The organism is Ensifer sp. LC11 (genome assembly GCF_001695835.1).
Classification (GTDB): Bacteria; Pseudomonadota; Alphaproteobacteria; order Rhizobiales; family Rhizobiaceae; genus Ensifer.
Genome location: NZ_MBSO01000036.1, coordinates 1 through 22,550 on the forward strand (window position 1 = coordinate 1; position 22,550 = coordinate 22,550).

Consider the following 22,550-nt stretch of genomic DNA (forward strand, 5'->3'; position numbering starts at 1 on the left):
ACACGGTCGCGAATATCCAACGAATGGAACTTGCCCATGAAACACCTCCACGCAGACGTGAATCACAGATGCCATCACAACGGAATCTCTGCGAGTCGATTAAATCGAACGATGCTTTAAGATCTGAATAGATTGCTGAGCGGACTGTGGACGCCCAGGCGGTGGATTTTTTGTCGAAATTCGAGGGCGTGGTTATGGGATACATCGGTGAGCCTCCCACAATTCTGGATGATGTGGCGGTGAAACGGGAGGGAGCGGCGTTTGCTTCGTCCCGTTCATCGGTCTTCGGGACGATGGCAACCTTCTCGGCCGTTGTCCAACGGCGGTGTTCTTGGCGCATGCGGCGCTTGATATCCCGGCGGTAGTATCTACAGAAGAGCAGCTTCCCAAAATGGGGGCGGTCGAGGTCCAGCATGGATTTTTACTCTATCTCGATAATCGGCCAAGCCGGCGTTATCTACTACATCGTGTTCTTTTTTTCATTGTATAAGTATGTTCGAGCCTATAGGCGAGATAAGGAAGAACGTTTTCTGTTTGAATCAGATGTAGAGTATTATTGGGGAACGCTTCTTTCGTCGAGCTTTTCACTAATATTTACATATTTGATTATGAGAGATTATGGTCATTTCTATAGAGTACACGCTGGATATTTATTAGTTCTACTTACGTCAGGATTAATCGCTGGTGACGCAATAATACGAAGACGGATTCGTGATTCAATGGAATTCAAAGGAGAGGCTTTTTTCTACGGCTTTATTATCGTTGCCGTACTATACGGCGTTGATTCTATTTTCTCGATTTATCAAGTATTTAAGTGCTTAGGGAGATGCGCGTATATCGCAGAAATACTTGGAACTCCGGACCGTATGAACGTAATTACATTCATGTCATACGGATGGTTTTCCGCTGCTGTAATAATATTTACTCTCATGATCGCTGTAGGGAAGAGGGGTTGCCATGAGTGATAGAAGTATACGCAATTTTCATGAAGAATTATCCGAGTTAAATGGTATTTCCGGCTTTGTGCGTCTAGGATCGCATAATGGATCGATGGGAACCAGCGCGTGGTCGTATTGTAGGCTTGGCTGCCGTCCTCGAGATGATGTTGGCTGCCGACGAAGGCTAAGCCTTTTCCGAGCTCGAGGATTAAGGAGCGTAGATGTTCAAGTAGGCTTTGCTCGAGCTCGCGTCCGGACATCGCCGGGCCGAGGGTAAGAAAATCGAAGCTGGTGCAGGCCACTATCCACCCCTGATGTGATCTCAAGGCAATGAGAGACGTTCGCCCATGTTCGGACGCCAAAGATGGCCGCGAGTATTCCGCTCACCGACGGTGTTTTGCAATTTTGCGCGCATCGCGGCCATTCATACAGCCCAGGCGATCGCCTAGCTGAAGAAGACGTAGCTCGCAACGAGGAAAGTCGGAATCAATACCGCCCCCGACCAGAGCATGTAGCCGAAGAAGTTCGGCATCTTGATGCCGCGTTCGCGAGCTATGGCGTAAACCATGAAGTTGGGTGCATTTCCGATATAGGTGTTCGCCCCCATGAACACCGCACCTGTCGAGAGCGCGGTCAAGGTGCTGGACAGCGTCGTTGTCAGGACATGCGGATCTCCGCCGGCCAATTCGAAAAAGAGAAGATAGGTCGGCGCGTTATCCAGAAACGAAGAAAGCAATCCAGTGAGCCAGAAATAGGCGAGATCATTTGGCGCGCCCGATTCCGTTGTAATCAACGACACCAGTGGGCCGAACGCGCCATCGGGTCCGGCGCGCAGCATGGCGATGACCGGCGCAATGCAAACGAAAATGCCGGCAAAGAGCTTGGCGACTTCACGGATCGGTCCCCAGGAGAAGCTGTTGGCGTCGCGGTATTCCGTTTTTGTCACCAGCAGGGAAAGAAGGCCCAGCGCCAGTATGAGGGCATCGCGGATGAGATTCTGCAGCTCGACTTCGACGCTGAGAATGCTGAACGATACGTGTGGGTCCCACGCGGCCGAGAGCAGGATTGCGCCGATGACGCCGGCAAGCAGAAGGAAGTTGAGGCGCCCGCGAATGCGTATGCGCGAATCCGGCGTCGGGTCCTTCAATCTGGCGAGCGGTCTCTCTCGCCTGTAGAGCATCCAGTCCATCGCGACAAAGATCATGAGAACAATGCCCGCCACGAGGAAGGTCTCGTGATAAAGATGGGTCGTGGTCCAGAAGAAATCGACGCCGCGCAGGAAACCGACGAAAAGCGGAGGATCGCCGAGCGGGGTCAGCGAGCCGCCGATGTTCGACACCAAAAAGATGAAGAATACAATGACATGCGCATTGAAGCGACGATTGTCGTTGGCCCGTATCACTGGGCGGATCATGATCATCGAGGCGCCGGTGGTTCCGACAACCGAGGCAAGTGCAGCTCCAATCAGAAGCAGCGCCGCATTATTGCGCGGTGAGCCGTGAATGTTCCCGGCCACCAGGACGCCGCCGGCTATCGTGAACAGCGCAAACAGCAATATAATGAAGGACATGTATTCAACGAGCAGGGCATGCAGTACCGCTTCAGCCGAGACTACCGGGCCATGGAAGAGCAACATCGGCAGCACGCTCAGCATCGCCCAGCCGACGGTGATCTTGCCGTAGTGACGTTCCCAGAAGTGAGGATAGAGGAGGGGGCCGGTTGCGATGGAAAGCAGCATGCCGGCAAATGGCAAGGCCCACCAAAGGGACATTGCAGCGCCGGGCAGGCCACTCTGTGAGGCGAAGGCGGGTTCGGCAAAACACAAGCCGATCCATGCCGTAGCAACAGGGCTACGAAAAATCTTCACAAGCATTCACGTCCCCCAACTGGCCCTTGCTGCGTCGTCCGCTGTCCTGCCCCAAATGAACGCTCCTGCATCGCGAAATAGACGACACTGGATATGCGTGCCGCTCCGACGGATGCCCTCTATCAGGTCGCGACTCCCCTTGCCCGGATGGCCGCGCTTAAATCAACGCCGCTCTGAAGCTGGAAGAGTGTGCCGTGCGGGTTTCGACTGCCCTGACAGCGGCTGCGTTCATTCCGCTTCCGCGGTCCCCAATGCTTCGGAGGTCGCGCTCCACTTATGGATCAGGTGCTCATAGAGGATTTCGGCAAGTTCCCGACCGTCCCGACGTCTGAGCGCGTCCAATATCTGCTCGTGCTCGCGCATGGCCTGGCCCCATCGATCCCGCTTGATCGTGTTCGCAGAGTAGCGCAACCGGCGCATACGCGCGGTCAGTCCATGGTAATAAGTCTCAAGCGCGTGGTTTCCCGCAGCGGCGACGATACGTTCGTGTATGAGTTGGTTCAGGCGGAAATATTCGGGCAGTTCCCGGCGCATGTAATGCCCGTACATCTGATAGTGTAGCGCCTCGATCTGCTCGATCGCCGCTTCGGTTATGCGTTCGCAGGCCAGCCGGCCGGCCGTTGATTCCATGCCCGCCAGCATCTCGAAGAACTCGCGCACGTCGTCGGGCGTGAACTCGCGAATGCGAGCGCCCCGGTTTGGCAAAAGTTCGATGAGACCCTCGGCGGCCAGGACTTTGAGTGCCTCGCGCAACGGCGTGCGGGAAACGCCGAGGCTCTCGCAGAGTTGCCGTTCAGGGACACGGTCGCCCGGGCGAAGATGACCCTCGACGATGAAATCGCGCAGCTTGCTCAAAATTCCATCGTGCAGGCTTTCAACTTCTTCATCGATTTTTGCATTCAAAATTGTCGCCGCTTGCGGCTGTTCATATTCCACATCTTCCTCCCGATGCTCCTGCATCGTTCATAACCAATGGCTGGTCGCAATCAAGTGGTTCGACGGCACGAACCGCGCCGATGCCGTTCTTGGTCTAGGCATCATCCCATGCTGGGCCAAACTGCGCAAGTTTTCTTCGAATGCAAAATTGCCGTTGCCAGTCGATAAATTGTATGCAAAATGTCTAACATTGAGGCATTCAAAGGGAGGAGTTTCATACGATGACGCATAGCGGGCGACACTTCTTGCAGATCCCAGGTCCTACCAACACGCCTTTGCCGGTGCTGGCGGCCGTCGCCAAGCCGACCATCGATCATCGCGGGCCGGACTTTCAGAAGCTGGGCGAGGCGGTGCTGGCCGGGATCCGCTCCGTCTTCAAGACGTCCGGTCCTGTCATCATCTATCCGGCCTCTGGAACCGGCGCGTGGGAGGCGGCGCTGGTGAATACGCTGTCGCCCGGCGACCATGTGCTGATGTTCGAGACAGGTTGGTTCGCCACGCTCTGGAACAAGATGGCCGGACGGCTTGGCATCAGCGCCGAATTCCTCAAGGGGGATTGGCGCTCGGGCGCCGATGCTGGTCTCATCGAGGCACGCCTGAGGGAGGATAGGGGCCACGCTATCAAGGCGGTATGCGTCGTTCACAATGAGACTTCGACGGGCGCCACCTCGAATATCGCCGCCGTCCGGCGCGCCATCGACAACGCCCGCCACCCGGCATTGCTTCTGGTGGATACGATCTCCTCGCTGGCCTCGATCGATTATCGCCACGAGGAATGGGGCGTCGACGTAACCGTCGGCGGATCGCAAAAGGGATTGATGCTGCCGCCGGGTCTTTCCTTTAACGCCATCTCGGAAAAGGCGCTGGCGGCGGCGAAGAAGGCGCGTCTTCCGCGTTCCTTCTGGGACTGGGAAGATATGCTTGCGGCCAACAAAACCGGCTACTTCCCCTACACGCCAGCGACAAACCTGCTTCAGGGCCTGAAGGTTGCGCTGGACATGCTGCACGAGGAAGGGTTGGACAACGTCTTTGCCCGACATGACCGGGCGGCCGAGGCAACGCGGCGCGCGGTTATCCATTGGGGCCTGGAAATCCAATGCCGGAACCCGGCCGAATATTCCTCGTCCCTCACGGCAGTGCGCCTTCCGGAAGGACACTCGGCGGATGGATTGCGCGCCGAGATTCTGAGGCGTTCGAACATGTCGCTGGGCAATGGTCTCGGACCGCTCGCCGACCAGGTGTTCCGGATCGGCCACCTCGGTGACTTCCATGACCTGATGGTTATGGGCACGCTTGCCGGCGTCGAGATGGGCCTGGCTGTGTGCGGCATCCCGCACCGGTCGGGCGGCGTCGAGGCGGCAATGAAATACCTCAATGGAAATGCGGGATCGGTGGCGCACGCCGCAGAATAGACAAAGGCGGCCAGTCATCGCGAGAACGCCGGTCAACCGGCGCCGAACAAACCACCAGTAGGGAACCAATGGAGAAAATCATGCGAAAGCTTCTCTCTCTTACTTTCGGGTTAAGTCTTCTCGCTGGCGCAGCCAGTGCCGAGGACATCCCATTGCGCGTTGCCGGTAACCTGCTTGCCACAGGTCTTATTCAGCAGAACAAGGAAAAGCCGTTCTTCGAGAATCTGGCAGAGACGACAGGCCTGCCGCTTGCCGTCGACTACAAGCCGATGGACGTTATCGGTATCAAGGACAGCGAGGGACTGCGCGTCCTCAAGTCAGGTCTGTTCGACATCGTAACCCTGCGTATCGCTCAGGCCTCGCGCGATGAACCGTTCCTGCTCGGCGCAGACCTGGTCGGCGTCAATGCCAATTACGAGACGGCGCGCAAGGTCGTCGACGCCTATCGTGAAGAGTTCGACAAGCGGCTGCAGGACCAGTTCAACGGCAAGCTGCTGGCGATCTGGCCATTCGGTCCGCAGGTGGTCTTCTGCAACGCTGAAATTCATGGGCTTTCCGATCTGCAGGGCAAGAAGGTACGCGTCTACGACCAGTCGCTCGCCCAGTTCATCGAAAAGATCGGTGGCATTCCCGTCACCATCTCCTTCGGTGAGACGCAGCAATCGCTGCAGCGGGGCGTCGTCGACTGTGCCATCACCGGCCCAAGCTCGGCAAACACGGCGGGTTGGCCCGAGGTATCGACACACTTCATGCCGCTTGGCTTTCAGATTGCTCTCAATGCCTATGCCATCAATCTCGATAGCTGGAACAAATTTACGCCGGAGCAGCAGGCAAAGCTGACCGAGGCTTTCAAGGCGTTGGAGGACGATATTTGGGGCTACTCGAAAGAACTCTTCGAGGACGCTTCGCGCTGTAATGTCGGCAGGGAACCCTGCACGACCGTGAAAAAGTTCGCGATGACCGAAGTGCCGGTCACGGACGAGGACCTGAAAACGGTGCAGGGCGCCGTCCAGACGGTCTCGTTCCCGGCATGGTCGCAAGTGTGCGAGAAATCCTATCCCGGCTGCGGCGAGCTGTGGAAGAAGTTGGTCGGGCCGACCATCGGGCTCCAGTGATCGCAACACGCGAAGGCCTCCCCTGCGGGAGGCCTTTTTGCCATCGATGAGAGAGGATGGAGGATCCCATGCAACATACCCAACCCACGACGATCGACTCGGCTCCGCCGGCAAAGACCGCGCATTTCTCTGACGCTTTGCGCTCAATTGGGGCACTGTTTGCCAACATTACCGGCTATATCTTCCTTGCACTTGCAGTTTTGGTCTTGCTCGAGGTGCTGGGCCGAAAGCTCTTTGGCTTCTCGCTCCAGGGCGTCGACGAGCTCGGCGGCTATGCGCTTGCCGTCGGCTCTTCGCTCGCCTTTACGACTGCACTGGTCGACCGCGCACATATTCGCATCGAGCTGTTTCATCTGAAGTTGCCAAAGGTCCTGCAGACGCTATTGAACTGGCTCTCGATCGTTCTCCTTGCCGGTTTCGGCGTTATGCTCGCCTGGGTGTGCCTGACCATTCTCCTCGACACGCTGACCTATCAAAGTACCGCACCGACGCCATGGGCCACCCCTCTGATCTACCCACAGGGTGTCTGGTACGCATCGCTCGTGGTCTTTGCCGTCGTTGCGGTCGCCATGGCCCTTCACGCTACCGCACTGCTGCTGACGGGTAAGGCGAGCGTTCTCAACCGAACCTACGGCCCGCGTGAAACCGTCGAAGAGATCAAAGATGAACTGCAGGACCTGGACCGCCGCTGAGCGACGTAGGAGAATCTGATGAGCATCACAACGATATCCATAGCCTTTCTTGTTGCTCTAGGCGTCCTTTTGCTGGGCGTGCCCGTTGCGGTCGTCATGGCCGGTGCAGGCGTTATTGGCGGTCTAGCGATCGTCGGCCTGCCCATGATCGAATCCATGGGCAGCGTGATCTGGAGTGTTCAGAACGAAAATCTCCTGACCGCGATCCCGCTGTTTATCCTGCTTGGCGAAATCCTGCTCCGCAGCGGTCTTGCCGACCGGATGTTTGTCTCGCTGTCGGCGTGGTTGGGTCGACTGCCCGGCGGGTTGCTCCATTCCAACATGGCGTCCTGCGCTCTTTTTGCGGCAACATGTGGTTCGTCGGTGGCGACTGCTGCGACAATCGGCACGGTAGCACTGCCTGCACTGCACGAGCGTGGCTATGACAAGCGCCAGGCGCTCGGCTCGCTTGCCGCTGGCGGCACGCTGGGCATCCTCATTCCGCCGAGCGTCGCGATGCTCGTCTATGGCTCGATCACCAACAACTCGATCGGCAAGCTATTCATCGCCGGCGTCATCCCGGGTATCCTGCTCACCCTCATCTTCATGAGCTACATCGCCTATTCGAACTGGAGAGGGGCAGGTCTCGTCGAAGCGCGACTGTCATTCAGTGATAAGCTCAATCTCTCCCGTCACCTCGTACCGCCCTTCGTCATCTTTGGCGTTGTGATGGGCAGCCTTTATCTCGGCTGGGCCACTCCGACGGAAGCGGCTTCGCTCGGCGTCGTCATCGCCATCGGCTTCGCGCTCACGGTCGGGCACTTCGATCTTTCGTCGCTGCATCAGTGCTTCCGCAACACAGCGGCAATCACCGGCATGATCATTCTGATCATCTGCGGCTCATTCATCCTCAACGTGACCCTCAACTTCCTCAACATTCCGCAGGAGCTGACCAAGTTCGTTTCCTCGCTCGGGGTCGGGCCAACGGAGTTCATTTTGATCCTGATCGTGTTCTACCTGATCCTCGGCTGCTTCCTGGAGGTACTGTCGATGCAGGTAACGACGATCCCGATCGCCTATCCGATCGTCACACATCTTGGCGTGGATCCGATCTGGTTCGGCATCTTCATCGTTCTGATGAGCGAGATCGCGATGATCACCCCACCGGTCGGCATGAATCTCTACGTCGTGCAAAGCATCCGCAAGGATGGCGGCTCGATCAACGATGTCATCGCCGGAGTCTGGCCATATGTGGCGATCATGCTCGGCTTTACCGTGCTCCTTTGGTTTGCGCCGGAGCTTGTCCTGTGGCTGCCGAGGAACATGAACTGATGCCGACAACTGCTGCCTTGTGGTCACTTGGAGCCGGAACTCTTTCGCGGGCGTTTGCCGCCCGCGAAATCTCGCCGGTTGAAATCGTCAACGCCGTTCTCGATCGGATCGAGGACGTCAACCCGCGTCTCAATGCGATTGTGACGCTTGATCGTGAGGGGGCGCCGCGGGCGGCCGCCGAAAGCGAACGCCGTTGGCGCGACCGAGAGGCGCGCGGCCCGCTCGACGGCGTGCCGCTCACAGTCAAGGACAATATTCCCGTCAGAGGGATGCGGACGACTTGGGGCAGCCGGCTGTTCGCCGGCCATGTCCCTCACGAGGACGAGCTTCCGGTGGCGAGGCTGCGGGCCGAGGGCATGGTGATCCTCGGCAAGACGAATGTCCCCGAATTCACGCTTCAAGGCTACACGGACAACCCGCTGTTCGGGCCGACCAGAAACCCCTGGGACGCGCGGTTGACCCCAGGCGGTTCGAGCGGCGGCGCGGTCGCTGCCGTCGCGGCGGGTCTCGGACCGGTCGCGATCGCGACGGATGGCGGCGGTTCGATCCGTCGGCCGGCCTCCCACACCGGGTTGTTCGGCTTCAAGCCGTCGCCGGGCCGGGTGGCGCGCGCCCACGGCTTGCCGGTAATCCTCCACGATTTCGAGGCGATCGGGCCGATCGCGCGCACGGTAGCGGATGCTGCGCTGGTGTTTTGTGCCATGAGCGGCGCCGATCCGCACGACGGTGCATCGATGGCTTTTGCGCGGGCCGAAGTTGATACCGCTCGTGATCCGAGAAGACTGCGTATTCTTTTCGTGCAGCACTTCGGCGGTTCTCCTGTCGATCCGGAGATTGCGGCGAGCGTTGCGGCGGCCGCTACCAATCTCGAGGAGCTCGGGCATACAGTCGATCAAGGATCGGTGCCCGTCGATCTGGAGGCGCTGGACCGGATCTGGTCGGTCGTCGGGCCGGCGGGACTTGCCTGGCTGATGCACGGTAGGGATCTGTCGCAGATCTCACCGCCAATTCGGCAAATGGCCGAGAATGGCGCGAGGCTGACGGCCGCCGACTATGTCGGCGCGCTCGATGCCGTTACCAGAATGCGCTCGATTTTGGCGGAGTTCTTCCAATCCTATGACCTGATCCTGACGCCAAGCGCCGCAGCTCTTCCCTGGCCGGCAGAGACAAGCCATCCCGACAGGATCGACGGCACGCCGGTCGGCCCTCGAGGGCACGCTGTCTTCACCGCCTTTGCCAATGCCGGCGGTCTGCCCGGCGCGAGCATTCCATGTGCACCAGCGCATTCCGGTCTGCCGATCGGCTTCCAGCTCGTTGGCCGGTTCGGTGATGACGAGGAATTGCTTCGCGTGGCGGCACAATACGAACGCGCCCATCCGTGGGCCGATCGCTGGCCCCCGATCGGCTGACAACTATTTCCAAGTTCCGGAGACCATCATGACCTTCAATATCCAAGCGGCAGCGTCGGCGCTGATCGACAGCAGGAGAGCAAGAAAACTGGCGCGGGTTCTCCCGCCCGGCCCCCGCGATGCCGACGAGGCCTACCTGGTGCAAGACGCCGTCGCACACCAACTCGGACCGGTTGGCGGCTGGAAGGTGGGCGCAAAGTCGCCAGATGCCACGCCGAACGCAGCCCCTCTGCTTACGGACCTCATAAAGGCGGGCTCGACCGGATGGTCGTCATCAGACCTCAACATCTGCTGCATCGAGCCAGAGATCGCTTTCCGTATCGGTTGCGACATTGAGCCGCGCAGCGAGCCTTTGAGCGAAAGCGAGGTCTATGCCTCCGTCGCCTCGATCCACGCGGCGATCGAGATCGTCGATACAAGGCTGGTGGATTGGGATACTGCCGATCCGCTCTGGAAACTTGCCGACAATCAGAGCAATGGCGGCTTCGTCTACGATCCCGCAGGAAGCGCCTGGGGCGGCGAGGGGCTCGCCGATGCCCATGTGCGCCTGACGGTCAACGACGTCGTGAAAGCCGATCAGCGCGGTGGCAATCCCGCCGGTGATCCACGCTGGCTTCTGCTATGGCTCGTAGACCATTGCGTGAGAAAACGCGGCGGCATCAAGGCCGGTTCACTGGTGACGACCGGCTCCTACGCCGGGATGGTTTTCGTGGAACCACGCGCCGCGGTGAAGGCGGAATTCATTGGAATTGGAAGCGCCTCGTTGCGTTTCACCTGAGCAGATGGGCCAAGTGCGATTCCTGTTTCGCTCGGCTCTCCAGAGCATTCCGCTCTCAGCGGAGAAGACGCCTTAATATCAAAGTGCCGGGGCCTCCTTGAGCGTTCATCTGAACGCACGGCGCTCTGGGATCCCATGCGCGCACAAGGGCCTCTTGACGCGTCCTCGACAGCCGCTACGCGAATGCAGTAGCGGCTGTTCGTGTTCGTGCCGGCCATTCAAATCGAAGTGCTTCAGCTATCATGATCGCGCTGACGGCGGCAGAGTATGGGCCGCGATTGAGCCGATTTCAGCAATATTGACGCTGATATAAACTAGCAATATCAAAAATTTAAATCAAAATTGCATGCAGAATGCAAAATTGCGTTGCCGAACCGCGCGCCTCGGTTTAGCTTTTGCTTGAATTGCGATGCTGGAGAGGAGCCGCGTCGCGATCTCAACGGGCCAAGGGAGGACTTGAGCATGACTGTTACAACGGCCGCCGGTGAAATCGGAGGCAAACGCAGCAGCGTTCGATGGAATATCTTTCTGTTGATGCTGTTTCTTATTTCAATCAACTACATCGATCGCGCGTCGCTTTCCGTTGCGATGCCGATCATCGCCAAGGAGTTCGATCTCGATCCGGCAACGCAAGGGCTGATCCTGAGCTCGTTCTTCTGGACCTATGCGTTCATGCAGGTTCCGGGCGGAATGCTCGCCGATCGCTTCAAGCCGCGCGCTGTCATTGCCGCCGCAACGGTCGGCTGGGGCTTCTTCCAGGCCGTTGCGGCAATGGCTCCGAGCTGGTTCGTTCTGGTCTTGACCCGCCTCGGCCTCGGCGCCGCGGAGGCCCCGATCTATCCGGCCGGCGGCAAGCTCAATGCGATGTGGATGACCCAGAACGAGCGCGGGCGCGGCGCGACGCTGCTCGATGGCGGTGCCCCGCTGGGTGCGGCGCTGGGCGCGGTCGTGATCGCGTGGCTTATCGCCGTTTTCGATTCCTGGCGCATGGCTTTCGTCGTCGCAGGCGCCGGCACGATGGTCTGCGGCCTGTGGGCGTGGTGGTACATCCGCAACTCGCCGCGCGAACATCCCTCAGTCAATGAGGCCGAGGCCCGCTACATCGAGGAGGCCCACGCCGCTGAAGACGCCGCGTCGCCGCATTCGACCGGCCAGGGTCGTGCTGCCTACTTCAAGCACCGCTCGGTATGGTTCATGTGCTGCGGCTGGATGTTCTTCAACGCCGTCTTTTACGGACTTCTCACGTGGCTGCCGAACTACCTGTTCAAGGTGCACGGCCTCGACATCAAGGCGCTGGGCGGGGCGACCTTCGTGATCTTCTTTTCCGGCTTCGTCGGCGAAATCGCCGGCGGCTGGATTGCCGATACTTGGCGTGCGCGCGGCGGTTCGCCAAATCTCGTCTTCAGGACGCTCTTCGGTATTGCCGCCGTGGTCGCAACCGTTTCGATCTTCTCCGTCGCCTTCGTCAGCAATGCGATCGCGGTCGTTGCTCTCCTGTCCATCACGCTGTTCTTCCTGCGCTGGTGCGGCATGTACTGGGCAATCCCCTCGATCCTGGCGACCCGTGACCGCGCCGGGTTCCTCGGTGGCTGCATGAATCTCGGCGGCAACATCGCCGGCATCAGCGTTCCGATCATCGTTGGCTTCATCGTGCAACTCACCGGATCTTATTTCCTCGCGATGATGTTCTTTGCAGCCGCTGGTGTCGCGCTCTTCGCGTGCTCGACCGCGATCGACTACAGCCGGAAGCTGCCGGTTTAAGGCAGCACGGCATGGCCTTTCCACCGGAGGGCCATGCCTCTCATCACGAACAGAAAAGGATCCAGTGAGATGACCCAGACTATCCGGCTCGGCATGCTGACCCCATCGTCCAACACTGTGCTCGAACCCGTGACAACAGCAATGCTTGCCGGTTTATCCGAAGTCACGGCTCATTTTTCGCGCTTCAAGGTGACCGAGATCGCGCTGTCCACACAGGCACTTGGCCAGTTCGACGACAGCGAAATCCTGCGAGCGGCCGAACTGCTCGCCCACGCCAAGGTGGACGTGATCGCCTGGAACGGGACATCGGCAAGCTGGCTCGGTTTCGACCGCGACGAACGGCTCTGCGAGCGTATCATCGCGGCGACGGGCATCGCCGCCTGTACGTCAGTCCTCGCCTTCCGAGAAATTTTCCAGGTGAAGGGCGTCGAGAAGATTGGCCTCGTGACACCTTACATCGACGACGTGCAGGCAAGGATCGCTGCGAATTGGGGCGCGTCCGGCTTCGCCTGCCACGCAGAACGGCACTGCGGTCTACAGGATAATTTCTCCTTCGCCAAGGTCACCGACGCGGAGATTCGAGAGATGGTGCGCGCAGTCGCACGCCAAGGCTGCGATGCCGTGGCGATCGTCTGCACCAATATGCGCGCGGCGCCTTCCGTCACGTCGCTGGAGCGGGAACTCGGCATTCCGGTCTATGACTCGATCGCGACGACGGTCTGGAAAAGCCTTTCCCTTGCCGGTGTGGATACCACACGCCTTCAGGGCTGGGGCTCACTGTTTCGTGCGTTCGAAAATGCCTAACATGCATGCCATGGCAAGCCATGATCCGCCGGAAACAGGGACTTCATCGATGACACGTGAAACCAGGACGCTGAAACTGCCAAGGACAAGCAAGGCCCGCCTGCGTGTGGCGCGTGCTGGCTTGCATGAAGAGGCGGCGACGCGGCTCCGGGCGTTGATCGTGACCGGTGAGCTCCAGCCGGGGCTGCAATTGACGGAGGCGGATCTGTCGGAAGCGCTCGGAGTCTCGCGAACGCCATTGCGTGAAGCGCTCAAACTTCTCGCCACCGAAGGGCTGGTGGAGCTGCGACTCAATCGCGGAGCCGTGGTTGCGCCGCTGCGGCCGGAGGAGCTGGCCGATCTCTTCGAAGCTGTCGCCTGTATCGAGCGCGCCGCAGCCGAACTCGCGGCACGACGCATGACGAGGCGGGACCTCCAGCGTCTCAGAACCCTGCAGGATCGCATGGAGCGCCATTACGAGGCCGGCGAGCTCGAGAGCTACTTCCAGCTCAATCAGCAAATCCATGCATTCATCGTCGCCGGCGCCAAGAACAACGCGCTCAAATCCACCCACGAGGCGCTTCTTTCGCGCGCCGAGCGCGCTCGCTATTTCGCCCTCTCATCGCCCGCACGCTGGGACGAATCCGTCGAGGAACACCGCCTGTTGCTGAAGGCCCTCGAGGAACGTGACAGCGACATGGCCGGAAAGATCCTGGCCCACCACGTGACGCGGACCGGCGACGTCGTTCGTGACGTCCTGCTGACGCAAGTGGATGCCGCGGATGAAAGCCCCATCAACCATGCCGTCGGCGCCTGAAACAACCAACTGGTAGAAATCATGAAAATTCTTCTGCTCAATCCCAATACCTCCGCAGGCGTCACCGATCTTCTGCTTGCGGCCGGCCAGCAGGTCTCGGCGCCCGGCACCACGGTTGTGCCCTTAACGGCGAGCCGCGGCGTGCCTTACATCTCGACCCGGGCCGAGGCACAGATCGGCGGTGCGATTGCGCTCGAAATGCTGGCGGAACATCACGACCATGTCGACGCCGCCATTATCGCGGCGTTCGGTGACCCGGGTCTTCTCGGCGCGCGCGAACTCTTCGACATTCCCGTTGTCGGAATGGCGGAAGCAGCGATGCTCAGCGCCTGCATGCTCGGCCGCCGTTTCGCGATCGTGACCTTCGCGCGGGCGCTTGGGCCCTGGTACCACGAGTGCGTGGCCATGCACGGGCTGGAACACCGCTGCGCCGGCATCCGTATGCTTGACGGCACGTTCGGCTCGATCTCCAGCGTCCAAGAAGAGAAGGAGGCGCTACTCGTCGAGCTTGCCAATCGTGCCGTCGAGGAGGACGAGGCAGATGTCGTCATACTGGCCGGTGCGCCACTCGCTGGCCTTGCCGCCAAGGTGCGCGATCGTATCCCCGTGCCGGTCGTGGACCAGATCGCCGCAGCAGTAAAACAAGCGGAAGCCCTCGTCGCGCTCAAGCCGCGCAAGGCGATCGCGGGCACTTTCCGGCGCCCCGAGCCGAAGCCGACCGTTGGTATCGAAGGGCCCCTCGCAGACCGGATCGAGCACCGGACAAGATTGCCAAATGGCTCGATCCTGGGCGGGGTATTGGCATGAAACCGTTCGACACCGTGATCCGCGGCGGAACCATTGCCACGGCTGCCGATACCTTTCGTTGCGACATCGGCATCCGCGATGGCGTCATCGCCACACTTGGCCACGACCTGGGCCCAGCGGAAGAGGTGATCGATGCGAGCGGCAAGCTTGTTCTTCCCGGTGGGATCGACAGCCACGTGCACCTCGCCCAGCCGACCGGCGACGAAACCGTGATGGCCGATGACTTCGAGAGCGGCACGCGTTCCGCCGCCTTCGGTGGCAACACCACGGTGCTGCCGTTCGTTATGCAGCAGAAGGGCCAGTCTCTGCGTCAGGCGGTCGGCGACTATCATGCGCTCGCCGAGGGCAATTGCTACGTCGACGTTTCCTTCCACCTGATACTGACCGACCCGACTCCGAGCATTCTCGGGCAGGAATTGCCGGCACTGGTCGAAGATGGCTACACCTCGTTCAAGGTGTTCATGACCTACGAGGGACTGGCACTCTCCGACCGCGAGATGCTTGAAGTCATGGACGTGGCGCGCGCGACCGGCGCGCTGGTGATGGTTCATGCCGAGAACTATGATGCGATCCGCTTCCTGACCGATCGTCTCGAACGGGCCGGAAAAACGGCGCCCCATTACCATGGGCCGTCGCGGCCGATCGCGGTCGAGCGGGAAGCGACCCATCGCGCGATCTCGCTCGCCGAGATCGTCGACGTCCCGGTCATGATCGTCCATGTCTCCAACCGGGAGTCCATGGAGGAAATCCGCCGCGCGCAGAGCAAGGGGCTGAAGGTATATGGCGAGACGTGCCCGCAATATCTGGTGCTCTTGGAGAAGGATCTGGACGGGCTCAATATGGAGGGGGCAAAATATGTCTGTTCGCCACCGCCGCGCGACGAGGCAAGCCAAATCGCCTGCTGGGAGGGGCTGCAATCGGGGACATTCTCGGTCTTCTCGTCCGATCACTCGCCGTTCCGCTACAATGACCCGCAAGGCAAGCTCAGGGCGAAGGGACGAACGTCGTTCCGATGGGTGCCGAATGGCATTCCGGGCATCGCCACCCGTCTGCCGATCCTCTTCTCCGAAGGGGTTGTCAAAGGACGAATCGATCTCAACCGCTTCGTCGCCCTGACCTCGACCAATCACGCCAAGACCTACGGTCTCTATCCCCGCAAGGGAACCATTGCGGTCGGAGCCGATGCCGACATCGCCATTTGGGATCCGGAACGTGAGGTCACGATCTCGCACGAGCTGCTGAAAGACGGCTCCGACTATACGCCGTATGAGGGCATGAGGATCATAGGCTGGCCGGTTCTGACCATGGTGCGCGGCCGCACGATCGTGCGTGATGGTGCTCTCGTTGGCGGCAAGGAGCATGGCGCATATCTTCAGCGCAAAAGGACGTCGACAAGCAGCTGGCGCCAAATGACATGAGCAATATCACCCTTCGGTGGGTTTCAGCGTGAACAGGAGATCGTAAACAACGGCTGAGCTAGATTAATCTCGCGTCTCTTGGATGTTTTACGATCGGGCGGTCCGGATCCTCGGCGAAGTCGGGCTGCCGGCCAAGGTGGTGCGGTCGGTCGCCGGCAAGGCGGCTCGCACGATCAGAATCGGAACCGTGTATCCGGCAACGACCGGCGTGCTGGTTGCTTTCGCGTATCGGCCGGAGGCAATCCGGCGCTTTTGCCCGGCCCGCTCGGTGAATCCGCCGAACTGCTTGCTCATCCGGTGTTGGCCGATAGTGCGATACGGACCGCCTTTGTCGCAGGCTACCCGGAGGGGCATCCGAACATTCCGGCGGATCAGCTGAAGGATGCGCTTAAGCGCAAGCTTGAGACCTGCGCGCGTCGGTCGCTTGAGCCTCGGATCGTGTCACAGTTTGCCTTCGACGGCGGGATGATCGGCGCCTGAGCAAAGCAGCTGCACCGCGACTACCCGGAGGTACCCGTTCATGTGGGGCTCGGCCGGCGTCACCAGTTTGACGAAACTGATCCGCTTTGCCGCCATGTGCGGCGTGGGGCCCTCGCTGGCCACTCTCAGGCGCTCGGCGAGCGGTCTTCTCAACATCATCGCAGACCGTAATCCGGGCGACGTGCTCGCCGCTATTGCGTCGACCTATCCTAACCCGCCTACGCCGTTACACCTTCATTTCTTTCCGTTTGGCGGGTGGGAAAAGACGCTTACCTGGCTTGATGACTATCGGGAGGCCCGCCAGATGCAGGCTGGCGCACGATGACCCGCCAAATGCGACCGTTCGTCCTCACTTTGACCTGTGACGACCGGGCGGGGATCGTGGCTACGGTGACCTCGCGACTTCTCGACCTCGGCACCAACATCCAAATGCCTGCAACTCCACCCACCGGTCGAAACATGGCCGACGGCATCACCAGGGTAACCGTCAGGCTCCTAACCTGAAGGCCGCAGGTTCAAAGCCTGCCCCGCAACCATTTGTACTTTCGCCAGCACCAACACCGACGTGCTCACACTCAGGAGATCTGGCATAACCGTCCGCAAGATTCTCCCGAACCGGCGATGCCGCCCTAGCCGCCCCCCAAATATTGCGTATCAGCTTTACGTGCCAGCTGTTCAAATACCATCAAGGCGAAGGACGTCAGTATCGCAATGCGCAGTGGCTCACACCGAACAAACAGAAGTGCGCTCGACAAGTCGGCAGGGTGCAACGCAGCTAAAGGGGGCAACCTCGTCGCCTGCGACCACTCCATTCAACCATGCCGCCCCTGGAAGCCGAGGTCATAGTATGGCAATGCCGCTGTAGTCAGTTCCGGTTTCAGCACCATGGAAACCGTTCGGAAATCATCGAAGCCGACGATGCTAACATCCTGGGGATTCCGCAATCCCAGGGACAACGCAGCGATGTATATTTGGATCGCCATTTCGTCATTACCGCTCACGATCGCGGTCGGTCGTTCCTTTTGTCGCAGCAGCTCGCGGTATGACGGAAGGCGTTGAGGCGCAGCTCCGCGCCGACGAGAACGGGATTGAGCCTGATGTAGCCGATCCTGCGATGCCGCCGTTCAAGCAGGTAGCGGGTGAGATCTCTGGCACCGTGAAAGTCGTCGGGCTCGATAGATGGAAATAGCTGGTCTGTCCGTGGTCGGAAGTTGATCATCACTATCGGGATACTGACGTCGCCGGCCTCGGGGTCGGGAAGGCGGATAGCCGGCACATATGAGAGCCAGGAGACCTGCCGTTATCCAGATCCAATCAGCCGGGCGGGGTTGCCCGGACAAGGAACAGATAATCGTCGACCTCAACCTTCCGCCAGATTTCGCTCTCTCCGCGAGGTATGCTCCCATCACGCATCGATCCAAGCGCTGACCGCGAGCAAGGCCAGAGCGCCGCCAACAATCAGCAATCGTCGACTGTGGAGAACTCGTCGCGGCCACGACGAAGATCCAGGTCCACCAGTGATGTAGCGTTCCGTCACATCACGTTCGGCATAGACGATGTCTTCATCGTTCCAACCGTAAGCCAAGGTTTCCGCGGTCGGCCAAACTGATAATGCACTTCGCTGCTCGATTGCCTTGAGGCTTTTTTCCTGGAGTTCCTTAAGCGTTTCGTTTTTTGATTGTGGCGTCTCGATAATCTTGATGGCCACGAGGTCTGAGACGTTGACGTGTTTTTGGCCGATGACCAGTCTTCCACCGGTGCGGTAGGGGGTGAGGAACTGTTTACTGAGCTGCCGTTCATTGAGGTCCCAAAACAGCAGGATGAGCTGATCTGCGGCTTGCGATGTGCAGCCGACAACGCGGAAGTAGCGTTGTTGGGCCTTCTCCATCGTTCCCCTGCACAATTCCATTGCAGCCGGCAGGATAGGACCCGAGTGCGACGCACATCATCTCGACCAGGCCGTATGGGAGGACTACTCTACGACAAATCCAACAGGACGCGAAGGCATGGGATCGAGGCGAGTGGATCGGATGCCCCGCACTGTACAGAGACACTCGCACTCGAACGGAGGTATGCTCCCGACCTCGGGCCCGGTTTAGCTCAAACCGGTTAACCGACCAATCCAAAAAGGTGAGTTGCTCCACGACGCGCCAATTGTAACGTTGGGAGGTTGCTTCATTGCAGTCACGCCGCTCATCCTGCCCAGGATAACGTGAGATGTCGGGGAGGCCGATGCCGAACGTGCTGATCGTTGGCGGTGCCGGGTTTATCGGCTCGCACCTGGTGGCCCGCTGTGTGAAGGAGGGGCACGCTGTCCACGTGTTGGTGCGCCCTGAAACCAATGTGCACCGCTTGAGACGCGCGGATCTTGAGGCTCAGCTGCACATTTTGCACTTGGACGACCGTAGCGCACTTGAGCGGTGTTTTGCGGCAACACGGCCAGATTACGTCTACTATCTCGCCGCTGCAACGCGGCGCAAGCAAGAAGCCAGGCTTGGCGATGCCTTTGCAAGCGTCCAGGAGGATCTGATCGGCCTGCTGTCAACGATCGCGGCTGCCGCAGAGACACAACATCCCCCGGTCGCGTTCGTTCGAGCCGGTACCTTGGCCGCCTACGGCGGCACGCCCTTGCCGCATGTCGAAACACAGCGAGAAGTGCCCAAAACAACCTACGCTGCGGCATTGGTAGCCGGCGGACACTACATCGACGCGCTACAGCCGCGATTGCCTTTCCCGATCGTGACGGCCCGCCTTTCCCTTGTCTTCGGGCCTGCCCAGTCAGACGCGTTTCTTATCCCGTCATTGATCCGGCGTTGCCTTGGCGGTGAGCGTTCAATCATCCGCCGACCAAACGAGAAAAGAGACCTGTTGTTTGTCGACGATGCCGTGGAGGCAATGTACCGTCTGTCGATGGCGCGCCTGCAAGGGGCATCAATCGTCAATATTGCCTCGGGCAACGCGCCGACCATGCGGGAAGTCGCAGCGCTAATCGTGGCAGCAACCGGTGCGGATCCGGCTCTGATCGAGCTTCTTCCGACGCGCGGTTCCGATGACGTCGATCTGTGCCCTTCTCCAGCCTTGGCAGCGGAGTTGTTCGGCTGGAAGGCCGACATCTCGTTGCATCGAGGTATAGCGAGGACAGTATTCTGGTGGCGAGAGAACATACAATCGTCTCCAATTTCCGGATGACATAGCTCTCTTGATCCTAACCGAACGTGCGATCCGAATGGATCGGATTCCTCCCTACCATTCTGTACGGACCCGAACTGCTCCCTTAAAGGCCGTCACCCTCTCCCTACACGTAGGGATGGAACTAGCTCCGCCCGTGCGCCGGACAAAAACGGGACGAGAAAAACGAGATCAAACCACGCCGCCTGGATTGGTCGCCTGCCGGGTGCCATGCTGTATTTTCGCGGACGATGAACAGCCTCTTCACCACTAGCATCATGTACAAAAAATGTTCGGCCGCCTTCTCTGCGCCAAGTTGTCCGCCGTGGCGACGCATATGAACTGACGGTTTTCCTGCAGCATGCGATCGGGATCTGCACGGTCGGAGCATCTTCCAGAGACGTCGTAGTTTCGGGCATGGCCTCGATGCTTGCCGGTGGCCGCCGCATGCGATCGTGTTCGCGTGGAGCAACGGCCAGGTCCGGGGCAGATCAGCCGCACGCCTCCTGCAGCAAAGTCAGCGCAGAATTTCGGCGAGATTTTCCCGTTTTCGTTCGACGTGATCGAGGTCGAGGCCGGAAAGCAGGTCGAGCAGGTGTTCCGTCATCAAGTGTGCGGCCTTGTCTGCGTCACCGGCCTCGATGGCGTCGACGAGCGCATGGTGCGCGTGGCTCTCGCACGTGGTCTCGCGCCGCCGCCAGTAGAGGGCGATAATCAGCGAGGAGTGGGAAACGAGATCCCGGACGAAGCCGGTCAAGATAGCCTGATCGGCAATCTCGGCAATGCCCACGTGGAACATGGCGGACAGCATGATGGCGTCACTGTCGCGTCCTGCATGCAGCGCGTCGTGCTCTTTTTCCAGATGGCTGCGCAGCAAGCGCACATCGTCGGGTTTCGCGATGCCGGCAGCGAGCGCGGCCACTTTCGGCTCTATCAGCGCGCGCGCGTCGAAGACCTCGCGCGCCTCCTTGGGCGACGGCTGCGCGACGAAGGCGCCGCGGTTGGGCTCCAGCCGGACCAGCCCGTCGTGCGAGAGCGCCTGCAGGGCGGCGCGGATGACGGTCCGGCTGACCGAATAGATTGAGGCGAGCTCATCCTCAGGTAGTTTCGTGCCCGGCGCGAGGCGGTGGCTGACGATGGCATCGCGCAGACCGTGATAGATCGGCGACCAGCGCGCTCCCGGTTTCTCGTGATCGTTTTCAGGCCTGAGTGTCGTCAACATGTTCATCGCTTCTGGCGAACTTACCGTTCCCGCGGCTGCCTCATTCGCCCAATGAATTCTCACAGAGCCCGCCCTTCGGTCAATCGGCTCTGCCGCTCGCGTCGATCGTGGCGAGCGGCCGTCGCTGGACCCGGCGTTCGATGCGGGCGGGAACATTGCGCCCTTCCTCAGTCCGCCTTTGGAGACCAGGGCGCATAGTATCCGGCAAATTGCTTCGCAAGCGGCGCGGCATAGCCGCCTTTCTTCGAAGTCCTGAGCCCCAGCGCCGCGACTGTTTCCGCAAGCCTCACCGCGCAGGCAACGCCGTCGAGCACCGGCACCCCGTGTTCAAGCGAGAGTGCGTGCGCAAGATCCGCCATGCCTGCGCAACCGAGCACGATCGCCTCTGCCCCGTCTTCGCTGACGGCGCGCGCGATCTCGGCGGAGACCCTGCGGCGTGCGTCCGAGCCCGGCAATTCGAGGTCAAGCACGGCAACATCGGAAGCGCGGACCTTGGCGCAACGGGAGGCGAGGCCGTATTTCGAGAGGTTGTGCTCAATCGCCGGAATCGAGCGCGCCAGCGTCGTAACAACGCTGAACTTGCCTGCGATCAGCGTGGCGAGGTGAAAGGCTGCTTCTCCGATGCCGATCACCGGAGCCTCCGTGGCGCAACGTGCCGCGTCGAGCCCGGTGTCGTCGAAGCAGGCAACCACATAGGCGTCTACGGCGCCTGCCTTCGCCATTTCCGCGAGGATGCCTGGGACGACGAAAGCCTCGTCGAAGTAACCCTCGATGCTCGGCGGGCCGTCTTGAGGATTGACGGCAACGATTTGCGTCGTCGGCGATGCTGCCGCCTGAGCGGCTTTGCCGATCTTGCCGGTCATCGAAGTCGTCGTGTTGGGGTTTATGACGAGTATACGCACGTTGGGCCGCCTAGATTTCACCGCCGAGATAGAGATGCTTGACGCGTTCGTCGGTCAGCAGTTCGGCGGAATTGCCGCTGAGCGCAACCTTGCCAATCGTCAACGCATAGGCGCGCTGGGAGATGCGCAGTGCCATACGCGAATTCTGCTCGACAAGGAGGACGCTCACCTTTTCATCCCGATTGATCGCCACGATCGAGCGCGCGATGTCCTGCACCAGCTTCGGTGCAACTCCGAGCGACGGCTCATCGAGCAACAGAAGGCGCGGACGCGCCATCAGCGCCCGGCCGATGACGAGCATTTGCTGCTCACCGCCGCTCATGGTGCCGGCCTGCTGCGAATAGCGCTCCTTCAGACGTGGAAAGCGCGTCAGCACCATCTCCATGCTCTGTCGGATCTCGGCCTTGTCGGTGCGGCTGAAGGCACCCATCAACAGGTTGTCGCGAACGGTCATGAAGGGAAAGACGCGACGTGCCTCCGGCACCATCGAGATGCCCATGCGGACAACCTCATCTGGGCTGATGCCATCGATGCGCTTTCCCCGATAGTGGATCTGCCCGGTGCGGATCTTTCTCAGACCGGTGATGGCGCGCAATATCGATGATTTGCCCGCACCGTTAGCGCCGATCAGCGCGACGGTCTCGCCCTCGTACACCTCGATCGAGACGCCTTTGAGGGCGTAGACGTGGTCGTAGTAGAGCTCTACATCGTCGAATTTCAGCAGTGGTTCCATG

The 22,550-nt window shown here is 60.0% G+C and carries 22 protein-coding genes and 1 pseudogene; 13 read left to right on the plus strand and 10 right to left on the minus strand.

Annotated elements, in window-relative coordinates:
- From BBX50_RS30655 to BBX50_RS22760, 4 genes are all read right to left on the minus strand, one after another.
- Positions 1-415, minus strand: a 415-nt coding sequence (locus BBX50_RS30655) for a hypothetical protein (RefSeq protein ID WP_203229942.1), incomplete at its 3' end; no start/stop codon positions are given.
- Between the two features lie 387 nt (positions 416-802).
- On the minus strand, positions 803-1,240 hold the full coding sequence (locus tag BBX50_RS30850) for a PDDEXK nuclease domain-containing protein (protein WP_274534040.1): 438 nt from the start codon (positions 1,238-1,240) through the stop codon (positions 803-805).
- 143 nt (positions 1,241-1,383) lie between these two features.
- Positions 1,384-2,811 carry a sodium:proton antiporter gene (locus tag BBX50_RS22755; RefSeq protein ID WP_083213775.1) on the minus strand — a complete coding sequence of 476 codons (1,428 nt, stop codon included), beginning with the start codon at positions 2,809-2,811 and terminating at the stop codon, positions 1,384-1,386.
- Between the two features lie 222 nt (positions 2,812-3,033).
- A complete protein-coding gene (locus BBX50_RS22760; protein WP_244515129.1) occupies positions 3,034-3,711 on the minus strand; it encodes a GntR family transcriptional regulator in 678 nt (225 codons plus the stop codon).
- 251 nt (positions 3,712-3,962) lie between these two features.
- On the opposite strand from BBX50_RS22760, the gene BBX50_RS22765 reads away from it, so the two are divergent.
- The 11 genes from BBX50_RS22765 to hydA all read left to right on the plus strand — a co-directional run bounded on the left by BBX50_RS22765 (position 3,963) and on the right by hydA (position 16,044).
- Positions 3,963-5,153 carry an aminotransferase class V-fold PLP-dependent enzyme gene (locus tag BBX50_RS22765; RefSeq protein ID WP_065777597.1) on the plus strand — a complete coding sequence of 397 codons (1,191 nt, stop codon included), beginning with the start codon at positions 3,963-3,965 and terminating at the stop codon, positions 5,151-5,153.
- 80 nt (positions 5,154-5,233) lie between these two features.
- The gene (locus BBX50_RS22770; protein WP_201723510.1) at positions 5,234-6,268 is read left to right on the plus strand and encodes a TRAP transporter substrate-binding protein; all 1,035 of its coding nucleotides are present in this window, start codon (positions 5,234-5,236) and stop codon (positions 6,266-6,268) included.
- A 68-nt stretch (positions 6,269-6,336) separates the two neighbouring features.
- On the plus strand, positions 6,337-6,960 hold the full coding sequence (locus tag BBX50_RS22775; protein ID WP_083213778.1) for a TRAP transporter small permease: 624 nt from the start codon (positions 6,337-6,339) through the stop codon (positions 6,958-6,960).
- Between the two features lie 18 nt (positions 6,961-6,978).
- Positions 6,979-8,271: a TRAP transporter large permease subunit gene (locus BBX50_RS22780; protein WP_065777599.1), complete on the plus strand. Its 1,293-nt coding sequence runs from the start codon at positions 6,979-6,981 to the stop codon at positions 8,269-8,271.
- Positions 8,271-9,680 carry an amidase gene (locus BBX50_RS22785; protein ID WP_065777600.1) on the plus strand — a complete coding sequence of 470 codons (1,410 nt, stop codon included), beginning with the start codon at positions 8,271-8,273 and terminating at the stop codon, positions 9,678-9,680. The genes BBX50_RS22780 and BBX50_RS22785 overlap by 1 nt, the downstream gene beginning before the upstream one ends.
- A gap of 28 nt (positions 9,681-9,708) precedes the next feature.
- Positions 9,709-10,458, plus strand: coding sequence for a fumarylacetoacetate hydrolase family protein (locus tag BBX50_RS22790; protein ID WP_065777601.1), 750 nt, complete (start codon positions 9,709-9,711; stop codon positions 10,456-10,458).
- Positions 10,459-10,920: 462 nt separating this feature from the next.
- A complete protein-coding gene (locus BBX50_RS22795) occupies positions 10,921-12,219 on the plus strand; it encodes an MFS transporter (RefSeq protein WP_065777602.1) in 1,299 nt (432 codons plus the stop codon).
- 69 nt (positions 12,220-12,288) lie between these two features.
- On the plus strand, positions 12,289-13,023 hold the full coding sequence (locus BBX50_RS22800) for an aspartate/glutamate racemase family protein (RefSeq protein ID WP_065777603.1): 735 nt from the start codon (positions 12,289-12,291) through the stop codon (positions 13,021-13,023).
- A gap of 49 nt (positions 13,024-13,072) precedes the next feature.
- On the plus strand, positions 13,073-13,819 hold the full coding sequence (locus BBX50_RS22805; RefSeq protein WP_065777630.1) for a GntR family transcriptional regulator: 747 nt from the start codon (positions 13,073-13,075) through the stop codon (positions 13,817-13,819).
- Positions 13,820-13,840: 21 nt separating this feature from the next.
- Positions 13,841-14,626 (plus strand): aspartate/glutamate racemase family protein, encoded by a 786-nt coding sequence (locus BBX50_RS22810; RefSeq protein ID WP_065777604.1) that lies wholly within the window; start codon positions 13,841-13,843, stop codon positions 14,624-14,626.
- Entirely contained in the window at positions 14,623-16,044 is a 1,422-nt protein-coding gene (gene hydA, locus BBX50_RS22815; protein WP_065777605.1) for a dihydropyrimidinase, read from the plus strand. Before BBX50_RS22810 ends, hydA begins: the two co-directional genes overlap by 4 nt.
- An 87-nt stretch (positions 16,045-16,131) precedes the next feature.
- Here the strand turns inward: hydA and BBX50_RS30580 are convergent, their stop codons facing one another.
- Positions 16,132-16,338 (minus strand): hypothetical protein, encoded by a 207-nt coding sequence (locus tag BBX50_RS30580; protein ID WP_162493762.1) that lies wholly within the window; start codon positions 16,336-16,338, stop codon positions 16,132-16,134.
- A 226-nt stretch (positions 16,339-16,564) separates the two neighbouring features.
- Between BBX50_RS30580 and BBX50_RS30855 the strand changes: the two genes are divergently transcribed.
- The gene (locus BBX50_RS30855) at positions 16,565-16,849 is read left to right on the plus strand and encodes a hypothetical protein (protein WP_244513216.1); all 285 of its coding nucleotides are present in this window, start codon (positions 16,565-16,567) and stop codon (positions 16,847-16,849) included.
- 398 nt (positions 16,850-17,247) lie between these two features.
- Here the strand turns inward: BBX50_RS30855 and BBX50_RS29475 are convergent.
- Both BBX50_RS29475 and BBX50_RS22835 read right to left on the minus strand, forming a co-directional pair.
- Positions 17,248-17,788: pseudogene (locus BBX50_RS29475) on the minus strand (substrate-binding domain-containing protein); the annotation flags it as partial.
- A gap of 141 nt (positions 17,789-17,929) precedes the next feature.
- Complete coding sequence (locus BBX50_RS22835; RefSeq protein WP_065777608.1) at positions 17,930-18,412, minus strand: hypothetical protein; 483 nt, start codon at positions 18,410-18,412, stop codon at positions 17,930-17,932.
- A 344-nt stretch (positions 18,413-18,756) separates the two neighbouring features.
- Here BBX50_RS22835 and BBX50_RS22840 point away from each other — a divergent pair, with 344 nt between their 5' ends.
- Positions 18,757-19,713, plus strand: a complete 957-nt coding sequence (locus BBX50_RS22840) for an NAD-dependent epimerase/dehydratase family protein (protein ID WP_065792123.1) — start codon at positions 18,757-18,759, stop codon at positions 19,711-19,713.
- Between the two features lie 496 nt (positions 19,714-20,209).
- Here the strand turns inward: BBX50_RS22840 and BBX50_RS22845 are convergent, their stop codons facing one another.
- The 3 genes from BBX50_RS22845 to BBX50_RS22855 form a co-directional block, all read right to left on the minus strand.
- Complete coding sequence (locus tag BBX50_RS22845; RefSeq protein ID WP_139108547.1) at positions 20,210-20,914, minus strand: GntR family transcriptional regulator; 705 nt, start codon at positions 20,912-20,914, stop codon at positions 20,210-20,212.
- A gap of 167 nt (positions 20,915-21,081) precedes the next feature.
- Positions 21,082-21,816, minus strand: a complete 735-nt coding sequence (locus tag BBX50_RS22850) for an aspartate/glutamate racemase family protein (RefSeq protein ID WP_065777611.1) — start codon at positions 21,814-21,816, stop codon at positions 21,082-21,084.
- Positions 21,817-21,826: 10 nt separating this feature from the next.
- Positions 21,827-22,549 (minus strand): ABC transporter ATP-binding protein, encoded by a 723-nt coding sequence (locus BBX50_RS22855; protein WP_065777612.1) that lies wholly within the window; start codon positions 22,547-22,549, stop codon positions 21,827-21,829.
- Position 22,550 lies beyond the last annotated feature (1 nt).